At 41.0% G+C, this 18,219-nt stretch carries 23 protein-coding genes; 17 read left to right on the top strand and 6 right to left on the bottom strand.

Translation table 11 applies throughout. The features are described 5' to 3' along the window. Positions 1 to 88 precede the first annotated feature (88 nt). Positions 89 to 1,048 (top strand): type I pantothenate kinase, encoded by a 960-nt coding sequence (coaA, locus tag GPS65_RS14950; RefSeq protein WP_041815698.1) that lies wholly within the window; start codon positions 89 to 91, stop codon positions 1,046 to 1,048. A 30-nt stretch (positions 1,049 to 1,078) separates the two neighbouring features. On the opposite strand, the gene GPS65_RS14945 is transcribed toward coaA, so the two are convergent. The 4 genes from GPS65_RS14945 to GPS65_RS14930 all read right to left on the bottom strand — a co-directional run bounded on the left by GPS65_RS14945 (position 1,079) and on the right by GPS65_RS14930 (position 4,695). Beyond that, on the bottom strand, positions 1,079 to 2,314 hold the full coding sequence (locus tag GPS65_RS14945; RefSeq protein ID WP_012010472.1) for an MDR family MFS transporter: 1,236 nt from the start codon (positions 2,312 to 2,314) through the stop codon (positions 1,079 to 1,081). Positions 2,315 to 2,503: 189 nt separating this feature from the next. Next, positions 2,504 to 2,848 (bottom strand): YolD-like family protein, encoded by a 345-nt coding sequence (locus GPS65_RS14940; RefSeq protein ID WP_012010471.1) that lies wholly within the window; start codon positions 2,846 to 2,848, stop codon positions 2,504 to 2,506. A 15-nt stretch (positions 2,849 to 2,863) separates the two neighbouring features. Then, positions 2,864 to 4,096 carry a DNA polymerase IV gene (locus GPS65_RS14935; protein WP_012010470.1) on the bottom strand — a complete coding sequence of 411 codons (1,233 nt, stop codon included), beginning with the start codon at positions 4,094 to 4,096 and terminating at the stop codon, positions 2,864 to 2,866. Between the two features lie 149 nt (positions 4,097 to 4,245). Then, on the bottom strand, positions 4,246 to 4,695 hold the full coding sequence (locus GPS65_RS14930) for a YfmQ family protein (protein ID WP_012010469.1): 450 nt from the start codon (positions 4,693 to 4,695) through the stop codon (positions 4,246 to 4,248). Between the two features lie 274 nt (positions 4,696 to 4,969). Between GPS65_RS14930 and GPS65_RS14925 the strand changes: the two genes are divergently transcribed. From GPS65_RS14925 to GPS65_RS14905, 5 genes are all read left to right on the top strand, one after another. After that, a complete protein-coding gene (locus GPS65_RS14925; protein WP_041816275.1) occupies positions 4,970 to 5,449 on the top strand; it encodes a GNAT family N-acetyltransferase in 480 nt (159 codons plus the stop codon). After that, positions 5,446 to 6,423, top strand: a complete 978-nt coding sequence (locus tag GPS65_RS14920; protein ID WP_012010467.1) for a GNAT family N-acetyltransferase — start codon at positions 5,446 to 5,448, stop codon at positions 6,421 to 6,423. Before GPS65_RS14925 ends, GPS65_RS14920 begins: the two co-directional genes overlap by 4 nt. A gap of 115 nt (positions 6,424 to 6,538) precedes the next feature. Continuing rightward, a complete protein-coding gene (locus GPS65_RS14915; RefSeq protein WP_144473679.1) occupies positions 6,539 to 6,865 on the top strand; it encodes an iron-sulfur cluster biosynthesis family protein in 327 nt (108 codons plus the stop codon). 12 nt (positions 6,866 to 6,877) lie between these two features. After that, positions 6,878 to 7,117, top strand: a complete 240-nt coding sequence (locus GPS65_RS14910; RefSeq protein WP_012010465.1) for a YqkC family protein — start codon at positions 6,878 to 6,880, stop codon at positions 7,115 to 7,117. A gap of 305 nt (positions 7,118 to 7,422) precedes the next feature. Continuing rightward, entirely contained in the window at positions 7,423 to 8,685 is a 1,263-nt protein-coding gene (locus GPS65_RS14905) for a response regulator aspartate phosphatase (protein WP_012010464.1), read from the top strand. A gap of 26 nt (positions 8,686 to 8,711) precedes the next feature. On the opposite strand, the gene GPS65_RS14900 is transcribed toward GPS65_RS14905, so the two are convergent. Further along, on the bottom strand, positions 8,712 to 9,644 hold the full coding sequence (locus GPS65_RS14900; RefSeq protein ID WP_119125075.1) for an alpha/beta hydrolase: 933 nt from the start codon (positions 9,642 to 9,644) through the stop codon (positions 8,712 to 8,714). 125 nt (positions 9,645 to 9,769) lie between these two features. Here GPS65_RS14900 and GPS65_RS14895 point away from each other — a divergent pair, with 125 nt between their 5' ends. Next, positions 9,770 to 9,991 carry a YqkE family protein gene (locus GPS65_RS14895; protein ID WP_044141056.1) on the top strand — a complete coding sequence of 74 codons (222 nt, stop codon included), beginning with the start codon at positions 9,770 to 9,772 and terminating at the stop codon, positions 9,989 to 9,991. A 282-nt stretch (positions 9,992 to 10,273) separates the two neighbouring features. Further along, positions 10,274 to 10,555: an LCI fold-containing protein gene (locus GPS65_RS14890; protein WP_119125706.1), complete on the top strand. Its 282-nt coding sequence runs from the start codon at positions 10,274 to 10,276 to the stop codon at positions 10,553 to 10,555. A gap of 157 nt (positions 10,556 to 10,712) precedes the next feature. Here the strand turns inward: GPS65_RS14890 and GPS65_RS14885 are convergent, their stop codons facing one another. Beyond that, positions 10,713 to 11,636 carry an aldo/keto reductase gene (locus GPS65_RS14885; RefSeq protein ID WP_119125074.1) on the bottom strand — a complete coding sequence of 308 codons (924 nt, stop codon included), beginning with the start codon at positions 11,634 to 11,636 and terminating at the stop codon, positions 10,713 to 10,715. A gap of 167 nt (positions 11,637 to 11,803) precedes the next feature. Here GPS65_RS14885 and GPS65_RS14880 point away from each other — a divergent pair, with 167 nt between their 5' ends. From GPS65_RS14880 to xerD, 9 genes are all read left to right on the top strand, one after another. After that, complete coding sequence (locus GPS65_RS14880; protein ID WP_119125073.1) at positions 11,804 to 12,361, top strand: NUDIX hydrolase; 558 nt, start codon at positions 11,804 to 11,806, stop codon at positions 12,359 to 12,361. Continuing rightward, positions 12,358 to 13,539 carry a TIGR00375 family protein gene (locus GPS65_RS14875; protein ID WP_119125072.1) on the top strand — a complete coding sequence of 394 codons (1,182 nt, stop codon included), beginning with the start codon at positions 12,358 to 12,360 and terminating at the stop codon, positions 13,537 to 13,539. Before GPS65_RS14880 ends, GPS65_RS14875 begins: the two co-directional genes overlap by 4 nt. Then, entirely contained in the window at positions 13,526 to 13,978 is a 453-nt protein-coding gene (locus tag GPS65_RS14870; RefSeq protein WP_088000910.1) for a GNAT family N-acetyltransferase, read from the top strand. The genes GPS65_RS14875 and GPS65_RS14870 overlap by 14 nt, the downstream gene beginning before the upstream one ends. 68 nt (positions 13,979 to 14,046) lie before the next feature. Continuing rightward, positions 14,047 to 14,268, top strand: a complete 222-nt coding sequence (locus GPS65_RS14865; RefSeq protein ID WP_119125071.1) for a hypothetical protein — start codon at positions 14,047 to 14,049, stop codon at positions 14,266 to 14,268. A 108-nt stretch (positions 14,269 to 14,376) separates the two neighbouring features. Next, a complete protein-coding gene (locus tag GPS65_RS14860) occupies positions 14,377 to 15,507 on the top strand; it encodes a S8 family peptidase (protein WP_119125070.1) in 1,131 nt (376 codons plus the stop codon). 116 nt (positions 15,508 to 15,623) lie between these two features. Next, positions 15,624 to 16,271, top strand: a complete 648-nt coding sequence (gene spoIIM / locus GPS65_RS14855) for a stage II sporulation protein M (protein WP_012010454.1) — start codon at positions 15,624 to 15,626, stop codon at positions 16,269 to 16,271. A gap of 118 nt (positions 16,272 to 16,389) precedes the next feature. Then, complete coding sequence (fur, locus tag GPS65_RS14850) at positions 16,390 to 16,842, top strand: ferric iron uptake transcriptional regulator (protein ID WP_003215577.1); 453 nt, start codon at positions 16,390 to 16,392, stop codon at positions 16,840 to 16,842. Positions 16,843 to 16,959: 117 nt separating this feature from the next. Beyond that, on the top strand, positions 16,960 to 17,187 hold the full coding sequence (locus tag GPS65_RS14845; protein ID WP_041816269.1) for a YqzK family protein: 228 nt from the start codon (positions 16,960 to 16,962) through the stop codon (positions 17,185 to 17,187). A gap of 6 nt (positions 17,188 to 17,193) precedes the next feature. Further along, positions 17,194 to 18,084: a site-specific tyrosine recombinase XerD gene (xerD, locus tag GPS65_RS14840; protein WP_088000918.1), complete on the top strand. Its 891-nt coding sequence runs from the start codon at positions 17,194 to 17,196 to the stop codon at positions 18,082 to 18,084. Positions 18,085 to 18,219 lie beyond the last annotated feature (135 nt).

Genomic DNA, 18,219 nt, shown 5'->3' with positions numbered 1-18,219 from the left:
AAAAATAAAGACAGCGCCTTCATTTTAAGCTACAATCGGATTATCGTCTTTTTGGTTATGAGTTTAGTGAAGATTGGTGGGAAAGACTTTGAGTGATGCGCGACTAGATTTTAATACTTTATATACACGTCATACAAGAGAGGCTTGGTCTGCTCTTGGAGAATATATGCCGGTATCTGTTTCAGAAGAGGAAGCAAGAGCACTTCAAGGATTAAATGACTATTTATCGCTTGAAGAAGTTCAAGATATTTACATACCACTTATTCGTTTTCTGACATTGCATGTCTTTGCAGAAAAACAAAAAAATCAGCATGTGAATGCCTTTTTAAACTACCCGCATCATGCGAAAATCCCTTTTCTAATTGGGATTGCTGGAAGTGTGGCTGTCGGGAAAAGCACAACGGCCCGTATCATTGAAACGCTGTTATCGAGGCTTGGAGATGGGCTAAAAGTGAGTCTTGTGACAACGGATGGCTTTTTGTATCCTCAAAAAGAACTAAAGGATCGAGGGCTCATGGAAAAGAAGGGCTTCCCAGAAAGCTATGATGTCAAAGCCTTGTTGTCTTTTTTAAACGAATTAAAATCAGGGAAACAGACTGTACATGCCCCGGTCTATTCGCATCTGACCTATGACCGGCTTGAAGGGGTGTATGAAACGGTGGAGGATGCTGATATTGTCATTATTGAAGGCATCAATGTGCTGCAATCCCCAGCGCTGGATGATCTGAAGGATGAACCGCGTGTGTTTGTATCAGATTTCTTTGATTTTTCGATTTATGTAGATGCGGCTGAAACGCAAATTCAATCATGGTATAAAGAACGGTTCCGTTTGCTGAGGGAAACAGCTTTCCAAGACCCTGAATCCTTCTTTCATCAATACAAAGATTTGACAGATGAAGAGGCAGATCACATGGCAAGCACCATTTGGAATACGGTCAATCGCCCTAATTTATATCAAAATATTTTACCGACAAAATATCGAGCTGATCTTATTTTGAAAAAAGGTGATCGGCATAAGGTGGAAGAGATTGCTATCCGCCGAGTATAAAGAAAAACCGCTCATACGAGAGCGGTTTTTTTAATGACCTCCACTTACTTTCACAGCGACCGTAGCCGCGGATCGCTTTTTCAGGCGGTAGTATCCAATGAGTAGGAACGGAACACCCGCGATCGTGATGATCGACAAGACTGAAAAAATGGAGAAGGGATGGGCTGCGCCAAAATAGTCAATGCACAGTCCGCCGACAAATGGTCCGATGACGCTGCCGAGCTGAGAAAATCCCATCGCGCCAAAGTACGATCCCTTTACTTCGGGCTTTGCCACATTGTCTACAAAAAGGTCCATCATCGCAAACAGCAGAACCTCTCCTATTGTAAACACGACAATGATGAAAGCAAGCATGCCGAGACTCTGTGAAAAAGCAATGGCAAACAAACTGCCGGCCAGAAGAACATTTCCAGTGGTGAGCGACAAAATGGTGGAGTAGCGCTTGGCGATCATGATGAGCGGATATTGTACAACAATGACAACAACTGCATTTAAAGATAAAAGGTATCCAAACAGTTTCGGACCATCCTCAATCATAGGCGAAGCGGATAAATATTGAGGCAGTGTTGAGCTCAAATGCGAATACCCAAACGAACATAAGGTAACGCCGATGAGGATAATGCTAAAGACCGTATCTTTTTGGATAATGGAAAGAGCTTTTTTGACACCAATTTGTTTCGTACTTTCTGGAGCAGCAACTGGATGCTTCTGAAATTGCCAGGCTAGCGTTAATCCGTATAACAAATAAATGAAGGCAGCGACGAGAAATGGAAAGGTTGTTTTCGATGACCCGAGATATAAGCCAAGTAGAGGACCGAAGATGACCCCTATGTTAATGGCTGTATATCGTAAATTAAACACAAACAACCGAATACTTGATGGAGTGACATCAGATAAGAGTGCCTTAGATGTTGGTTCAAACAGTGCTCGGCACAGTCCGTTTAAAGCGTTCATGATAAAGAAGACCCAAATGGCATCTGCAAATGCAAAGCCAACAAAGACAAGTGTCCAGCCAAAGATTGATAGAAGCATGACCTTTTTTCTTCCGATACGATCAGAAATATATCCACCGTAAAAACTTGCAACGATCCCAATCAGAGAGCTAACGGCAATGATTAATCCAGCAGAAGAAGCTGAGGCGCCTTTGACTTGTGTTAAATAAACGGCCAAAAAAGGAATGCTCATGGATGTCGCCATTCGGCCAAATATGGTGCCGATGATGATCGTCCAACTAAGCGGATGTAGCGTACGTAAGTTATTTTTCATGCTGTTTCTCCCCTGAGTTTGTAAGATGTTCCAATCATACATGAAAAATTGTGCAAATTAAATACACAATTTGATGGAGAGGGCATCCGCCATATGGCAGAGAGGCTTGATTGGCTCGTATTTGAAAGACGCGTGCTTTTTTCTGCCGGTGCTTTTATCACACTAATTCGCGTAGTCACTTGCCCACATTTAATCAAGGTCGATCGCGACGATTTGCTGCAAGGACAGGTTGAGAACATCTTCATCATTGACGATTTTTATGCGCTGCGTTTCATAATGAATGGTTTTTACCCAGCCCCAAAACTGCTCTTTCCTACCTGCTGCGGCATATGTTACGCAAATCGCTTGATCCTCGGTAATCGACTGTGTGATCAAAAAATTCATTTCCTCCAGTTGATCGGTGCTCAGCGGGGGAGGGGTGTATTCTTTTTTCTTTCGTTTTTGAGCAAGCAGCTGCTCCCGGTGCTCTGGAAGCATCATTCGGCTTGATTCCCACATGAGGTTGTATCCAGGTGTTAATTTATTGGGATTCATGGCTGTTCGCCTCCGTTATTTGTAATGTCCGCCAATTTTTTCGGCGCGATGATATGCTTGCCCTGCGCTTGTCAGTGACGAAGCATGCAGCAAGGCAGCAGGTCCATACTTTATGTGGATCGCATCAAATACTTTGCTGAGTTTGTCTTTTTGAACATGATGATCAAATAAATTTAGCTGATACTGGCTGTCAGACTGCAGCTGTGAGAGAGTAATACCGACACTTCGAATGGGCTGACCATCCCAGTGCTGCTGGCATAGCTGAATAGCTGCCTCTGCAATATCTGTCCCGTACTGTGTTGGTGAATGAAGCTTGATTTGTCTATGAAATCCAGTCGGGTGAGAAAAATCAGCGCCTCTCACGCCAACAGACACTGTTTGACCAAGATAATGCTTAAAGCGTGCACGTCTTGCCACTTCTTCGCTTAATTCAAGAAGAGCGACTTTGATGTCCTCAAAAGACGCATAATCATGGGGGAGAGTCATATGATGTCCCACCGCTTTTTGCTCATTATGTGTGTGTACGGTGACCGGAGAGGGATCATGCCCTAATGCTGTTCGCTGCAAAATTTCTCCGTTGATTCCCCAGCGTTTTTTAAGCCGATCTAACGGATAAGTAGCAAGCGTTCCGATGGTACTAATGCCCATTCGTTTTAAATGGTGCTCCATTCGTTTACCAACGCCAAATAATTTTCCAATCGGAAGCGGCCATAAATCAGCCGAAACACTGTCTGCGCGAAGTTCATAGATGCCAGATGAGTTTTTTTTAGCAAAATGGTCACAAGCCATTTTGGCGAGTACTTTATTAGGACCGATGCCAACACGTGCGTAAATACCGGTCTGGTTCATAATGGTAGTTTGTATATTTTGAGCGATCTCACGGGGAGAACCGAGTAGTGTCAGACTGCCTGTAATATCGAGAAATTGTTCATCAATTGAATATGGTTCGACAAGATCTGTGTATTGTTCAAGCAGTTCTGTGATCATGACAGAAATATCAAGATAACGCTGCATCCGGGGGCGTACGACGACAGCTTCGGGGCATTTCTCCTGTGCTTCCCATAATCTTGATGCATTTTGTACGCCCCGTTTTTTAGCAAGCGGGCAGGCAGCAAGTACGACCCCGCTCCGCCGCTCAGGATCTCCAGAGACGATGAGCGGCACATCCTTCAAGTGGGGAGCCTCCACTTTTTCGACTGACGCATAAAACGATTGCATATCCACAAGCAGAATGGCTCGTTCATTCATTATTTTCACCTCTTGGAACGTATGTTCTGTTCTTATTGTAACCGTCAGGAGATGAAATTGATACTGGTAAATCATTCAAAGAAAAGAGTGTAAAACCATACAAAAAAGACGAAGTGGAAAACACTTCGTCTCATTTGATACAACATATTTTAAGCATGTGCTAAATTGTAAGATGTTTGGAGCGGCTCAGAACGCAAACGATAGGCCGTCAGTTTTTTCTTAGGCTTATGAGTAAATTGCCGAACCACATCTACGTGGTCATCGTAATGATACAGATAAAGGGTCACATCATGCTTACCAAGCTTTGTTTGCATAGTAAGCGGCGCAGGCCCTTCCTGCGGATGAAGAAAACGCTCCTCATCACCAGGATAAATATAATAGCGTTCAATAAAGATCGCATCATTAAAATGTTGAATAATGTCAGATGCTTGTTGATCATCGAGCGGACGATCCTCAAACATGATCGTTGTTTGATCACTTGTTACTTTTGCATGCACTGCATAACGACTAAAAAGGCGTTCCACAACACCAGAAGGCAGCGAAGTGACAAGAAGCTTTAAAAGACTAAACACAACAAGTGAAGTAACAATCCAAACCAATATCATCATCTCCAATAAACATTTGTTACATTTCCTATATGAACCATCTTAACATACCAAAAGAATGAAACTTTCGCACAAAAAGTGAACTTTTTGAAATAAGTGTGAAGATTTAAAAGGAGATGACGGTGAAAGAACGAAATCAACAAAGCTGAAAGGAAAAAGATAGACACGTAATCTTTACAAATAATTCATCGGACAGGTAGACTATTGAAACAACAGGTTTTTATAAAAAAGAGAGTGGTAAGCCAAAATGAAAAGGGGCGAGGTCATCATGATACGTCAAGTGAAGCCGTCAGATTTTTATGCCGTCTCATCCGTCATCCAAAGCTGGTGGGGAGGTAGGGATTTGCGCGCAAAATTGCCGAAACTATTTTTTGAACATTTTCAGCAAACAAGTTTTGTCGTCGTCGAAAAAGGGGAACTGATTGGCTTTTTAGTCGGTTTTTTATCGCAATCTCATTCAGATGAAGCGTATATTCACTTTGTTGGGGTACATCCTGATCACCGGAAATTAAAGATCGGCAAAATCCTCTATCAAGCGTTTTATGAAGCGGCTCAAAAGGAAGGGAGAACAACAATTAAAGCTGTCACAGCTCCTGTTAATAGAGTCTCCATTGCTTACCATACAAAACTCGGTTTTCAAATCGAAAAGGGAGATAAAACAGTGGACGGCATTTCAGTTTTTTCAGATTACGACGGCATTCATGAAGACCGTGTGTTATTTGTGAAAAAGCTGGAGGAAAAGGTATGATCATTCGGCTCGATCAACAAAACAAAGAGCAAGCAAAACAAATTTTACATATCCAACTTGCCGCATATCAGCGCGAGGCAGAACAAATTGGCTATCAAGATTTACCACCCTTAAAACAAACGGTCAAAGACATTATGAAAACAGATGAGAAGTTCATAGGGTTTGAGACAGAAGGACAGTTGTTAGGAATCGCTTCATATGAAATGCATGAGGACCGGATTGTCCTCAGCCGATTGGCTGTGCACCCTCATCATGTCCATCAAGGAATCGGAACAAAGCTGATGCAATTCATTATCAATCATCAACTACCAATTGAGCTCACTACGGCGGAAGCGAATACCCCAGCGATTCAGCTCTATGAAAAGCTAGGGTTTCAACAGACGGATCGTTTACAAGTAGAAAACAATCTGATCTTAACCAAAATGGAACGGTCGATGCTTCGAAAGGTAGAAGTGATTGAATATCAAACGAGCTGGCCAGACGAATGTCGCCGTGAGCTTGCCAAGCTGAAAGAGGTGGTGGGCAGTAACTGGGTAAATGGTCACCACATTGGCAGTACGTCAATCAAAGGTATGGCCGCCAAGCCGATCATTGATATCCTGCTAGAAGTGAAACATATTAGTGATTTAGATGAGTGTAACCATCTGTTTCGTCAGCTTGGATATGAACCACTAGGAGAATATGGACTTCAAGGAAGACGTTTTTTTAGAAAAGGCGGTTTGAATCGATCACATCACGTTCACGCCTATGAAACTGGTCATAATGATGTGAAAAGACATTTGGTGTTTCGTGATTATTTAAAAGCAGCACCTGAGCGTGCCGAAGCTTATGCAGATAAAAAGCGCCAATTGGCAAAAGCCCATCCGGAAGATATGGAAAATTATATCAATGGAAAAGATGCGATTATTAAAGAGATTGAACAAGAGGCATACAAATGGTCAAAGCAGTTGAAAGGCAAAGGACGGGACAAGTAAAGGGTTATTACATAGAACAAGGTATTTTGGCAATGAGCCTGGCAAGGGGATGAACGTGTTTAATTGATGGTTGGTATGTTACAATGGAACAATCAACGAAAAAAGGATGTTCGGCATGTATATTCATATAACAGAACCAGCAGCAGCGTTCCTTACAAAACGACAAGCAGAGCATGAAAGGAAAGAACTGCTTCTTCGCTATGATTCAGATGGATGCGGCTGTGCGGTAAGCGGTGTCCCCATGATTTGGCTCATAGGTGAAAGAACGGGTGAGTGGGAACAGCTCAAGCATAATCAGCCATTTAAACTGTATATACACACAGCACAAAAGGTCTTTTTTGACGAGGAAATGACCATTGATTTTAATGAAAAAGCCAACACACTCATGCTGAAAAGCCCTCAACAAATACTCAGCCCGAGAATGGGTATACTTCTAAAGTAAGGTGGAAATGTAGTGGATCAAAAGCTAAAAGTGATACAAAACACGGCACAAAATAAGACATGGGTGTCGTTTTTAAATAACAATCATCCCTATACCCTTTTGCACTGGTCAATAGGTGGGATGGATTCGGTGAAAAAGGATGTTTGGCTTCTTCAGGATGAAGTCACATTTGAAACGGAAGAATTTCCAACGCTCGAATTAGCTGTCAATTGGATTAAAGAGAATATGGAACAGGTAACAGATGTATTATAAAAGCCCTTTTTGACAAAAGGGTTTTTTTCGTGCCTTCATCATCTCATCAAGCAACTGAGAATGTCTAATTTGAAAAATGATCTTTTGCAAGGCAAATAACCCGTTTTATAACAACCAAATCGACAAAATGAGAAAAATAGAAATGAAAAAAACGTTGATATAAATGCCGAAAAATAGGCAATGGAAGCGGTTATTGCGGGATACCGCAAACTTTGCGAAAAATGACATTTCATATTTCTTCCATTCGAGGAAATATGATAGAATACAACATGTATCGTATATGAGAAGGGAGGTGCTAAAGTGAATTGAAGCTCAAGCTGTCATCGCCTCAGGTTGGAATTAAAATAAACGAATGGTATAGGCAGATTTGCGGATTTCATGTCATGAAAGCAGAGAAGCTGAAGGCCGAGATCGAGCAGGAAATTCTGGAGATGGAGCAAGATCAAAACTTGCTGCTGTTTTACCAGCTGATGGATTTTCGCCATAAGGTGATGCTTGAATATTTTGAACCAGCAAAGAAAGCCTCAAATGATGAAGAAATTAAAAACCTGCTAGAAACGATCGAACATTCGCAAACGAAATTAACGGACATGCTTGAATACTATGTTCATTTTTTCACAGGAATGTTTGAGTTTGAACAGCAAAACTATTTAAGTGCCATTGCCTATTACCGTTCAGCAGAAAAAAAGCTCAATCTCATATCAGATGATATAGAAAGAGCAGAATTTTACTTTAAATTAGCCGAAATATACTACCACATGAAACAAACCCACTTTTCGATGCACTATGCCTTGCAAGCGTTAGATACGTACTCTGCCTACAGAACGTACACGCTGAGAATCATCCACTGTGAATTTGTCATCGGTGCAAACTATGATGATTTGAAATGCTATGAACATGCATTGCCCTACTTTAAAAATGCTCTAAATCGAGCACGCTCAATTGGAAACCCTCGAGTCATAGGTTCGGCCCTTTTCAACTTAGGTAACTGTTATTACCAAATGAACGACCTTGCGGAAGCAAGCCGTTATCTGAAAGACTCTCTTGAAGTGTTTGAAAAGGAGAATTTAACCCATCTTAATCGCTCTCTAGACCCACTATTTATGCTCACCCAAATCCTGTTTAAACAAAAACAAATAGAAGAGTCATTAACCCTCTATCAAAAAGGTATTATGAAAGCCTGTGAATTAGAAGATGAAATTTACATTTGCAAATTTCAGTTCTTAAAAGCCTTATACGTTGATGCAGAAATAGCGATCATAGACGATACGTTAGACCTGCTCGAGGACAAGCGCTTATACCCAGACATTGAGGAATTGGCACTTGATGCGGCTCATTATTACAATGAGCTTGGACTGTATGAAGCATCGACACGGTTTTATGAAAGGAAGATTCAAGCCATATCAAAAATTCAAAATGGGGGTCATTTATATGAAAACGAGTTTGATAGTTCTTTTATTGGCAGCAACTGCAGGATTATCGGTCATGAGTCAGCAACAATCGGAAGAGAGCCATATGGAACTGGCGGGCAGACACCATACAACAGTGGTGACTATCGTATAAGTTAACTAAAAAAGAGGAGACGAACCGCTGTTCATTCTCCTCTTTTATCTTCATTCAAATCAAATGGTTGTAGGAATGCTTGAACTTCTTGTTCATAAGCTTCTTTATTTTCGCTAAAAGACATCGCATGAGCCCCGTGCGGCGCTATAAATAGTTGTTTTTCACCTTTTTTTCGAGTATATAGCTGCTGACTCTGCTCGCATGGAATATAGTCATCGTGAAGGCTATGGATAAAAAGTACAGGTTCTCTCACCTGATCGATCACATCAAGCGGTGACACTTGCCGAATGCTGTATCCATCACGCCATTTTAACACGCGATCACTTAGTGGAAGAATCCATCTCCCTGAAAGACGAAAATCTGTTTTTAATCGATAGAGAAGCTGATCCTCAAAAGAAGCAAAAGGACAGTCAGCGATGTAAAAATTGGCGCTTGCTTCCGGCTTTGCAGCATATAACAAAGTCGTGACTGCCCCCATTGATTCTCCGTGTATACCGATAATAGCATTTTCCCCGAGTCTTTGTCTGAGCCACTTCACGACCTGCGCTAAATCTTCTTTTTCGTAGTATCCATAACTCGTGGTTTTTCCGCCGCTCATTCCATGTCTTCTATGATCATAAAGCATCACATTCCACCCGAGCTTTTGGAATAATCTCATATACTTAACGGAATTGATTAAACTGACTGTGACGCCATGACAAAGTACAATGGTGCGTGTTGTATGCGGATGTGAGTGCGGCACAAAATAGCCATGAAGATCATAACCAAATGCTGAAGGAATACACACTTTCTCTTTGTTAAGCTGTTGAAACTCTTCATGATGATAATGCCCTTCATCTGATTCCCGTTTGATGAGCTCTTCATCTGTTAATTTTCGAATATACATCATTTTATTGGTGAAAAAAATGCCGATTGCAATGAGCGGACATAATATGAAGGCAAGTATAGCGATCCATTTTTTCATCTAGCTGCCTCTTCCTTTCCGAGGTTTTTCTTATGACGATCATACCACATGTTGGGAGAATGGCGTGACTCTTGCTCAGGAAATCAAACGGATGATACACTTAGAGGCAAAAGGAGAGAGGCACAATGAAAAAGAACAATGATCAAGCGAAATTAAAGGACGGCATAAACGAGGATCTCAAACAGCAGCTCCTTCAAATGAAGCAGAATCTGGCCGCTGAGACAGAAAAAAGAGAAGAACAAAAACGACAAGACCTCCTTCGGCAGCAGAAAGAAAAAGAAAAAAACAAAAGCTTCTCCGAGTTGCTAGATGAAAGTCATTTGGACTGGAGAAAATATAAAAGCTAAAAAAGGGAGCACTGTTGCTTCTTTTTTTTATGTCATCATGGTCATGGAAATTGACCAACACACAAGTGCTTCTGACTCATTCTATTCTTACTTCATTTCGACCCCATGTGACAAGATGAATTATCACTAAATTCCACCACCAGTTTATACAAAAGGAAGGACTGGTAGGATTCAGTATTGTTCCTTTTTATAACAAAAATGGTATTTAAGACCCTTTTTGTAGGAGGTCGTAATACTTATAATAAAGATGTATTACAATATTTGGGATTGGAGATGATTTACATGAAATTGAGAAAAACAATGGCTGGAGTCACTCTATCTTTAGGATTGCTTTTACCTGTTTCTGGACAAGCTCTTGCTACAAATGATTTAACGAATGCGGATTTTCGTACAAATGCTACTTCAATTGTAGATTGTTCTGTCACTCCTTTTAAAGGCGCAAGTAATCGATTATGTATGTATTCGGATAATGGTTCTTTTGCAAATAGTTTCAGTCGTTTTGGTACGACATTTTATCTTAAAGGCAAATCTGGAAATTATGCATATTACGAAAGTGCAAGATAAGACAAAGGGGCTTTTAGCCCCTTCTTGCTTTTCCCTTGTCTGTAGAATTTTTTGAAAAGAGTTCACTCATCATACATACGATAAAATAAAAAATTGTAGAAAAACATGAGTTTCTTTACAATCGCGAGAGATTACATACAGTGATCTCTTTTTTATCTTATTTAACCCGGTGAGCCTCGTACACAGATGGTTTTGTATAGTAAGTCAATGCTTTTACTTCTTGATCACTTAAAGAACGTGCATTGGCCGCTGCCGCATTTTCTTTTAATTGTTCCACCGAGCTTGCGCCAAATACAACAGAACTGACCACAGAATTCTTAAGCAAATATTGAATGGAGAGCTCTGTGAGTGATAGGTCATGAGCGACTTTCTTTAAAGAAGGAATAACCTGCTTTAACTCGTCAAAAGAATAGTGAAGATAGCCATTTTTTTGAATCGAGTCACTTGCTTCCGAAAGTGGTTTTTCTGTTAAAAGCCCTTTTGCTAAAGGTCCTCTTGCCACGACACTAATGCCTTGTTCTTCAAGAAGAGAGAACCATTCCTCTGGACGGCGGTCGAGTAAACTATATTGCATCATGACACTGACGATATTCGATTTTTTGGCGTATTCTTTAATGACGTTCGGACGAATAGAAGAGATGCCATAATAGCGAATAACGCCTTCTTCCACTAATTCTTCAAAAGCTTCAATCGTCTCATCGATAGGATCATCGATTGTGCCTCCGTGCAATTGGTATAAATCAATATAATCTGTTTGCAGCCGCTTGAGGCTTTGTTTTACGGCTTCTTTTATGTATGCCTTTGAAGGATCCCAGTCCCAGCCAGATTTGCCTTTTTCAAAGCGGTTGCCGCCTTTTGTGGCCAAAATTAAATCTTGTCGTCTGTTTTTAATCGCTTCCCCGACAATTTCCTCATTTGTCCCAAAATCATATAAATCGGCTGTATCCAAATAGTTAATTCCAAGATCAATGGCTTCATCTAATAAGGAGAGCGCTTTTCCTTTTTCTGTTCCTAAGGACATACATCCTAGAGCCGCTTCGCTCACCAAAAGATCTGATGTACCAATTCGTCTTTTTTTCAATTTCATCACACTCCTATCCTTTCACATTAAGTGAAAAAAATCTGAAATTCAAGCCAGTTGACTTCAAGTGGCGCATTGAAGCAAGCGTCCGTATTTCGCTTCTCTTAAATCATCTATGTTAAAATGAATGAAGTAAAAAGTGAAAGTAGAACGAGGAGCTGACAAAATTGAAGGACTTTGAAGAAAAAACATTATCGACTAAAGAATTATACAACGGAAAAATCATTGATTTGGTTCTTGAAGATGTAGAATTACCAAACGGAAAACAAGGAAAACGTGAAATCATCAAACATCCTGGAGCAGTAGCCGTCATTGCTCGGACAGACGATCATAAAATCATCTTGGTCAAGCAATACCGTAAAGCACTAGAGAGAGCCATCGTTGAAATTCCGGCTGGTAAATTAGAGCCAGGGGAAGAGCCAGCACATACAGCACTGCGAGAATTAGAAGAAGAAACAGGATACACCACCCAGAAGCTTCAAAAGCTGACGGCTTTTTATACTTCACCGGGTTTTGCAGATGAAATCGTCCACATGTATCTTGCAGATCAGCTAATTCCACTTGAAGAAAAAAGAGAGCTGGATGAAGACGAATTTGTAGAAGTGATGGAAGTTTCATTAGAAGAAGCCTTGCACCTCATTGAAAAGCAGCATATTTATGATGCAAAAACAGCCTATGCCATTCAGTACTTACAACTGCAAGAGGTACTTAAGTCAACAAAATGAGGGAGTTTTTTGCAGACATCCATATTCATATTGGCAGAACAAGAACAGGCAGAGCTGTTAAAATTACAGGTGCAAGGTCACTGACCATTGACCAAATTCTCATTGAAGCAACGCAAAGTAAAGGGATGGGGATGATAGGTGTGATTGATGCACAATCTCCAGAAGTCCTAGAAGAATTAATAGAAGGTGTAGAGGAAGGCAAATATACTGAACTAAGTGATGGTGGTCTATCATTTGAACAGACCGTGCTGCTTTTAGGCAGTGAATTAGAAATTAATGATAATCATTCAAAAGGTCCAATTCATGTGCTTGCATTTATGCCCACGCTGCGCAAAATGACTGAGTTTTCCGCATGGCTCGCGCTTCATATGAAAAATGTGCATTTGAGTTCACAGCGCCTCTATGTGGATGGGAAAACACTTCAGCATAAGGTCAAGGAGCTAGGAGGCTTATTTATTCCTGCTCATATTTTCACGCCGCATAAAAGCTTATTTGGCAAAGGAGTCAGCACGTCATTAACGGAAGTGTTCGATCCGGATCTCATTGATGCTGTTGAACTAGGACTTAGCTGCGATACGTCAATGGCGTCTCAGTTAAGCGAACTGAATCGCTATCCCTTTTTAACGAATTCAGACGCCCATTCTTTAGGGAAAATCGCGCGAGAATATACAAAAATCCGCATGGACCATGCCTCTTTTGCCGAATTCAAACTAGCCCTTGAAGGGAAAGACGGGAGAGCCATTACAGGAAATTATGGACTCGCCCCGCGGCTTGGGAAGTACTATCATACAACCTGTGAGAAGTGCGGAGTAAGACCTCGCGCGCTAGATCAAGAAAAGTGCCACGCATGCGGACATACCCGAATGACAAAAGGAGTGAGTGAGCGTTTAAAGGAGCTGGCCGATCAAGAAAGTGACCATGGAACAAGACCTCCTTATGTTCATCAGCTTCCGCTTCAATTTATTCCGGGTGTCGGAGCCAAAACGCTGGAGAAGCTAAAAGCCGTGTTTCACACAGAGATGAATATCCTTCATCAAGCAACAGAACAAGAACTAAAAGCTGTGCTGCCAGAAAAAACAGCCAATTACATCATCAAAGCAAGAAAAGGTGAAGTCGAACTGATCGCTGGCGGGGGCGGCGTGTACGGTAAGGTGGATATCAATCATGAATCAAGTTAACTGGACATGTCAGACGTTTGATCAATTGTCAAAAGAGGATCTTTACCTGATCTTAATGGAAAGAGTCAATGTATTTGTTGTTGAACAAACATGCCCTTACCCTGAAATTGATCACCGAGACCAAGAAGCGCTTCATCTGATGGCAAAAGAGGACGGCACGATTGTGGCCTATTGCCGAATTTTCCAAAGCGGAATGATGTACGAAGAGGCATCTATTGGCCGAGTTCTTGTGACGCAGGCAGGTCGAAAAAAAGGCTATGGAAAAATGCTGCTTAGCAAGGCTTTGGAAAAGCTGAGTGAATTAGGTGAAACAAGAGTCAAAATTCAGGCGCAAGCCTACTTGAAGTCGTTTTACGAATCATTTGGTTTTAAGGCTGTTTCAGATTGTTATGATGAAGATGGGATTCCGCATCTTGATATGGTGAAAACAGAAAGATAGGCGTGTAGACGTCTATCTTTTTTATGTCATATCGTGTATCATAACGTCAACGAAAGGGGTTTTGCCAAATGGGAAAAAGCAATGCAAAGAAAAAACGAGAACATCTTGAAAGGCAGCTCAACCGAAACCCGGAATTGTCGAGAGGAAACATGACGCACTTTAGTACACATGAAAGAAAGACAAAAACAAAACAAGAAGCCTTGCAGCACATGATGAAAAAACATAAAAGAAGGAATGCTTATGATCACTATCAAGAGGATCATAAGCATTTTTATTTTGCTTTTTTGTGACAACTAGCTTAAATAAATGGAAAAATTTAAAAAATAGGACAAACGGTCGTTTCTTTTTGTCTAAAAATGTAGTTAAATGACAAAAAGATGAAAGGGAGAGTGGGTATTGTGAACGTCAAGTCAATTGGAGCAGGGCTTTGTATGGCAAGTATGATGCTGGCATCGGTCACGTTCGGCGCCTCACATATTTCTGCAAAGGAGCAAGCGAAAAAAGAGTACATGATCGGCTTTTCTTCTTCCGTTCGAGATCATACACAAAAACAGCTTGTTGAAGAAGCTGGTGGACATGTAAAAGAATCCATAGAACAGATAGATATGATGAAAGTTTCCTTGAATGAGGCATCGAAAGAGAAACTGAATCAGGCAAAAGAAGTGACCTTCATTGAGGAGGACCAAAAGGCAAAAACAAGTGGTCAAACGATTCCATATGGCATCAAAAGCATTAAAGCACATAAGGTACATACACGGGGATACGCTGGACAAAATGTGAAAGTAGCCGTTCTTGACAGCGGAATTGATGGCAAACATGAAGATCTACATGTCACCGGGGGAGTCAGCTTTGTTCCGACAGAGTCAGATCCGCTTGTTGACCCGCATGAACACGGGACGCATGTCGCGGGCACAATTGCAGCGCTAGATAATAAGGTAGGTGTCGTCGGTGTTGCGCCGAAAGCCTCAATCTATGCGGTTAAGGTGGCAGATGAAAATGGTGACGGCTACTATAGCTGGATCATTAAAGGAATTGAATGGGCCATTGAGAATGACATGGATGTCATCAATATTAGTATGGGAGGAGCAAGTGAATCTGAAGCGCTGAAAGAAGCGGTAGATCGAGCATATGACAAGGGTATTCTCATTGTGGCTTCTGCTGGGAATGCCGGAAGTTATGGCTCACTTAACACGATTGACTATCCAGCTAAATATAGCTCAGTGATAGCAGTTGCCTCTGTTGATCAAAGAAAACAAAGAGCCTTTGATTCATCTGTCGGCGAAGAAGTGGAAGTTTCAGCACCAGGTGTTTCAACGCTCAGTACCATTCCTCATAATGAATATGGCTACAAGAGCGGAACATCCATGGCATCACCGCATGTAGCAGGAGCTGCGGCTGTCATTCTATCAAAACATCCGAATCTGACAAACGATGAAGTGCGCGAGAGACTTACAAAAACGGCTACACCGCTTGGAGAACCTTTTTACTATGGTGCCGGGCTAGTGAACGTACAAAAAGCGGCACGATAAATGAGAAGAAAGGGCAGTGTTTAGGCTGCTTTCTCTTTTTTCTTTCAATAAAACTGTCATGTTTCATAATCTCTCTCATAGAATCTAGTAACCTTTACTATTTGGGAGGAAGACGCATGCGGAAAAAGTCTTGGAAGGAACATCTTCTTCAGCACGTAAAAGACCATCTATCGATTTATTTATTTGTCTCTGTACTTTTTTTAATGGGCGTAATCTTTGGGGCCATTATCGTCAATAGTATGACAATAAGTCAAAAAGAGGATTTATTCTATTATTTAAATCAATTTTTTGGTCAGCTGACAAATGAGAAAGCAGCAGAATCAAAAGAAATGTTTTTGCAAAGCTTTTTGCATCATATGAAATATTTAGGTCTTATGTGGATACTAGGGATATCTATCATTGGCCTGCCGCTCATCTTTCTCATGATCTTTTTAAAAGGAATTGTTGTGGGGTTTACAGTTGGTTTTTTAGTAAATCAAATGGGGCTGAGTGGTTTCTTCCTTTCGTTCGTATCAGTTCTTCCGCAAAACATATTGCTTATTCCAGCCTACTTAGTGATTGGGACATGCGCGATTGCGTTTTCCATCCGGCTCATTGGGCAACTGTTCATGAAAAAAACCATCAGTCAAGCACCTGTTCAGTGGTTCGCCCGTTATGCATCTGTTCTACTGATGATTTTAGCACTTGCTGCACTTTCGTCCTTTTTTGAATCGTACGTCTCCTTCATGCTCATGAAAAAGCTGGCAGGTGTTCTTTTCACATAAAATTATAATCGTTATTAAATAATAATCAATTTATTTATCAATTTAAAATGATTATAGTTGGCTCCTAGCACATCATTTGATATAATGATCAAGTAATGTGGCGTAGGAGGGAAAGTCAATGGAAAATCGGATTGATCGAATTAAGAAACAGCTTCATTCTTCCAGCTATAAGCTCACGCCACAGCGTGAAGCAACAGTAAGGGTACTGCTTGAGAATGAAGAAGACCATTTAAGTGCAGAAGATGTATACCTCCTCGTAAAAGAGAAGTCTCCTGAAATTGGTCTTGCTACTGTTTATCGAACGTTAGAATTGCTAACTGAACTGAAAGTTGTTGATAAAATTAACTTTGGAGACGGCGTTTCGCGATATGATCTTCGCAAAGAAGGAGCCGCTCACTTCCATCATCATCTTGTCTGCATGGAGTGCGGGACAGTCGATGAGATAGAAGATGATTTATTAGAAGACGTTGAAGAGATTATTGAACGTGACTGGAAATTTAAAATTAAGGATCATAGATTGACATTCCATGGCATTTGCCACCGGTGTCATGATGATGAATCCGGCAAATAATCCGAATTGGAACCTTTTCATTTAAGATGAAGAGGTTTTTTGCATTTTCGCTGTATATTCCTTGTCCCACCTGGCATATGCTGAAGTAACGAGAAGCTGAGAAAGGACATGAGAATCATGCGAAAATGGATCAAAACAACAGGTGAAGTGATGAAGGTATTTATCTTGTTCACTGGTTTTACCGTCCTGTTCTATTATGCTATGATATGGATAAATTCAGAATATGAAAGCTACCATCGTTATGATAAACCAGAGGGTGCAGCAATTAAAGTGATGGAAATGGATCAGCCGAATCAAGATAACTGGCAAGATCGATTGATTTATTTTTATCAAAACGGGGAGTAGAAATCATTGAACGATCAATTATCCGACTTTATTCATTTTATGACAGTAGAGAGAGGACTCTCTGAAAATACCATTGTTTCTTATAAACGAGATTTACAGAACTACTTGTCTTTTTTAATGACACATGAGCAGTTGTCAGATATAAAAGATGTCACGCGCTTGCATATCATTCATTATTTAAAACAGCTAAAAGAGGAAGGGAAATCAAGTAAAACATCAGTACGGCATCTCTCCTCGATCCGTTCCTTCCACCAATTTCTGCTCAGGGAAAAAGTGACAACAGATGATCCGTCATGGAACATAGAAACGCAAAAAACAGAGCGGAAACTACCGAAAGTTCTATCACTAGGGGAAGTCGAAAAGTTGCTTGATACACCAAATCAGCACACGCCATTTGACTACCGTGACAAAGCGATGCTTGAGCTCTTATACGCAACAGGTATTCGCGTCAGTGAAATGCTGGACCTGACACTTGCCGATGTTCACCTCACAATGGGCTTTATCCGTTGTTTTGGAAAAGGAAGAAAAGAACGAATTGTGCCAATTGGTGAAGCAGCTGCAAGTGCGATTGAAGAATATCTTGAAAAGGGAAGAGGCAAGCTGTTAAAAAAACAGCCGGCAGATGCCTTATTTCTCAATCATCACGGAAAAAAAATGTCGCGGCAAGGTTTCTGGAAGAACCTAAAAAAAAGAGCTCTCGAAGCAGGAATTCAAAAAGAACTCACACCCCATACACTCAGGCATTCATTTGCAACACATCTGCTTGAAAACGGTGCAGACCTAAGAGCTGTGCAGGAGATGCTCGGGCATGCCGATATCTCGACAACACAAATTTATACACACGTGACGAAAACAAGATTGAAAGATGTGTATCACAAATTCCATCCAAGGGCATAAGTAAAGCATGGCACGGTGAACGTGTGTCATGCTTTTTTATGTTTGCACCGTTTATGGTTGTCAACCAGCTTGTAAACGGTTTATACTTGAGATGTCAGACCTCTCTTTTTGAAAGGTTCAAAGAAAAGAATATTG

Source organism: Bacillus pumilus (assembly GCF_009937765.1).
In the GTDB taxonomy this organism is placed as follows: domain Bacteria; phylum Bacillota; class Bacilli; order Bacillales; family Bacillaceae; genus Bacillus; species Bacillus pumilus_O.
Note: the sequence above shows the minus strand (reverse complement) of the source record. Positions and strands in the feature narration are given on the sequence as shown.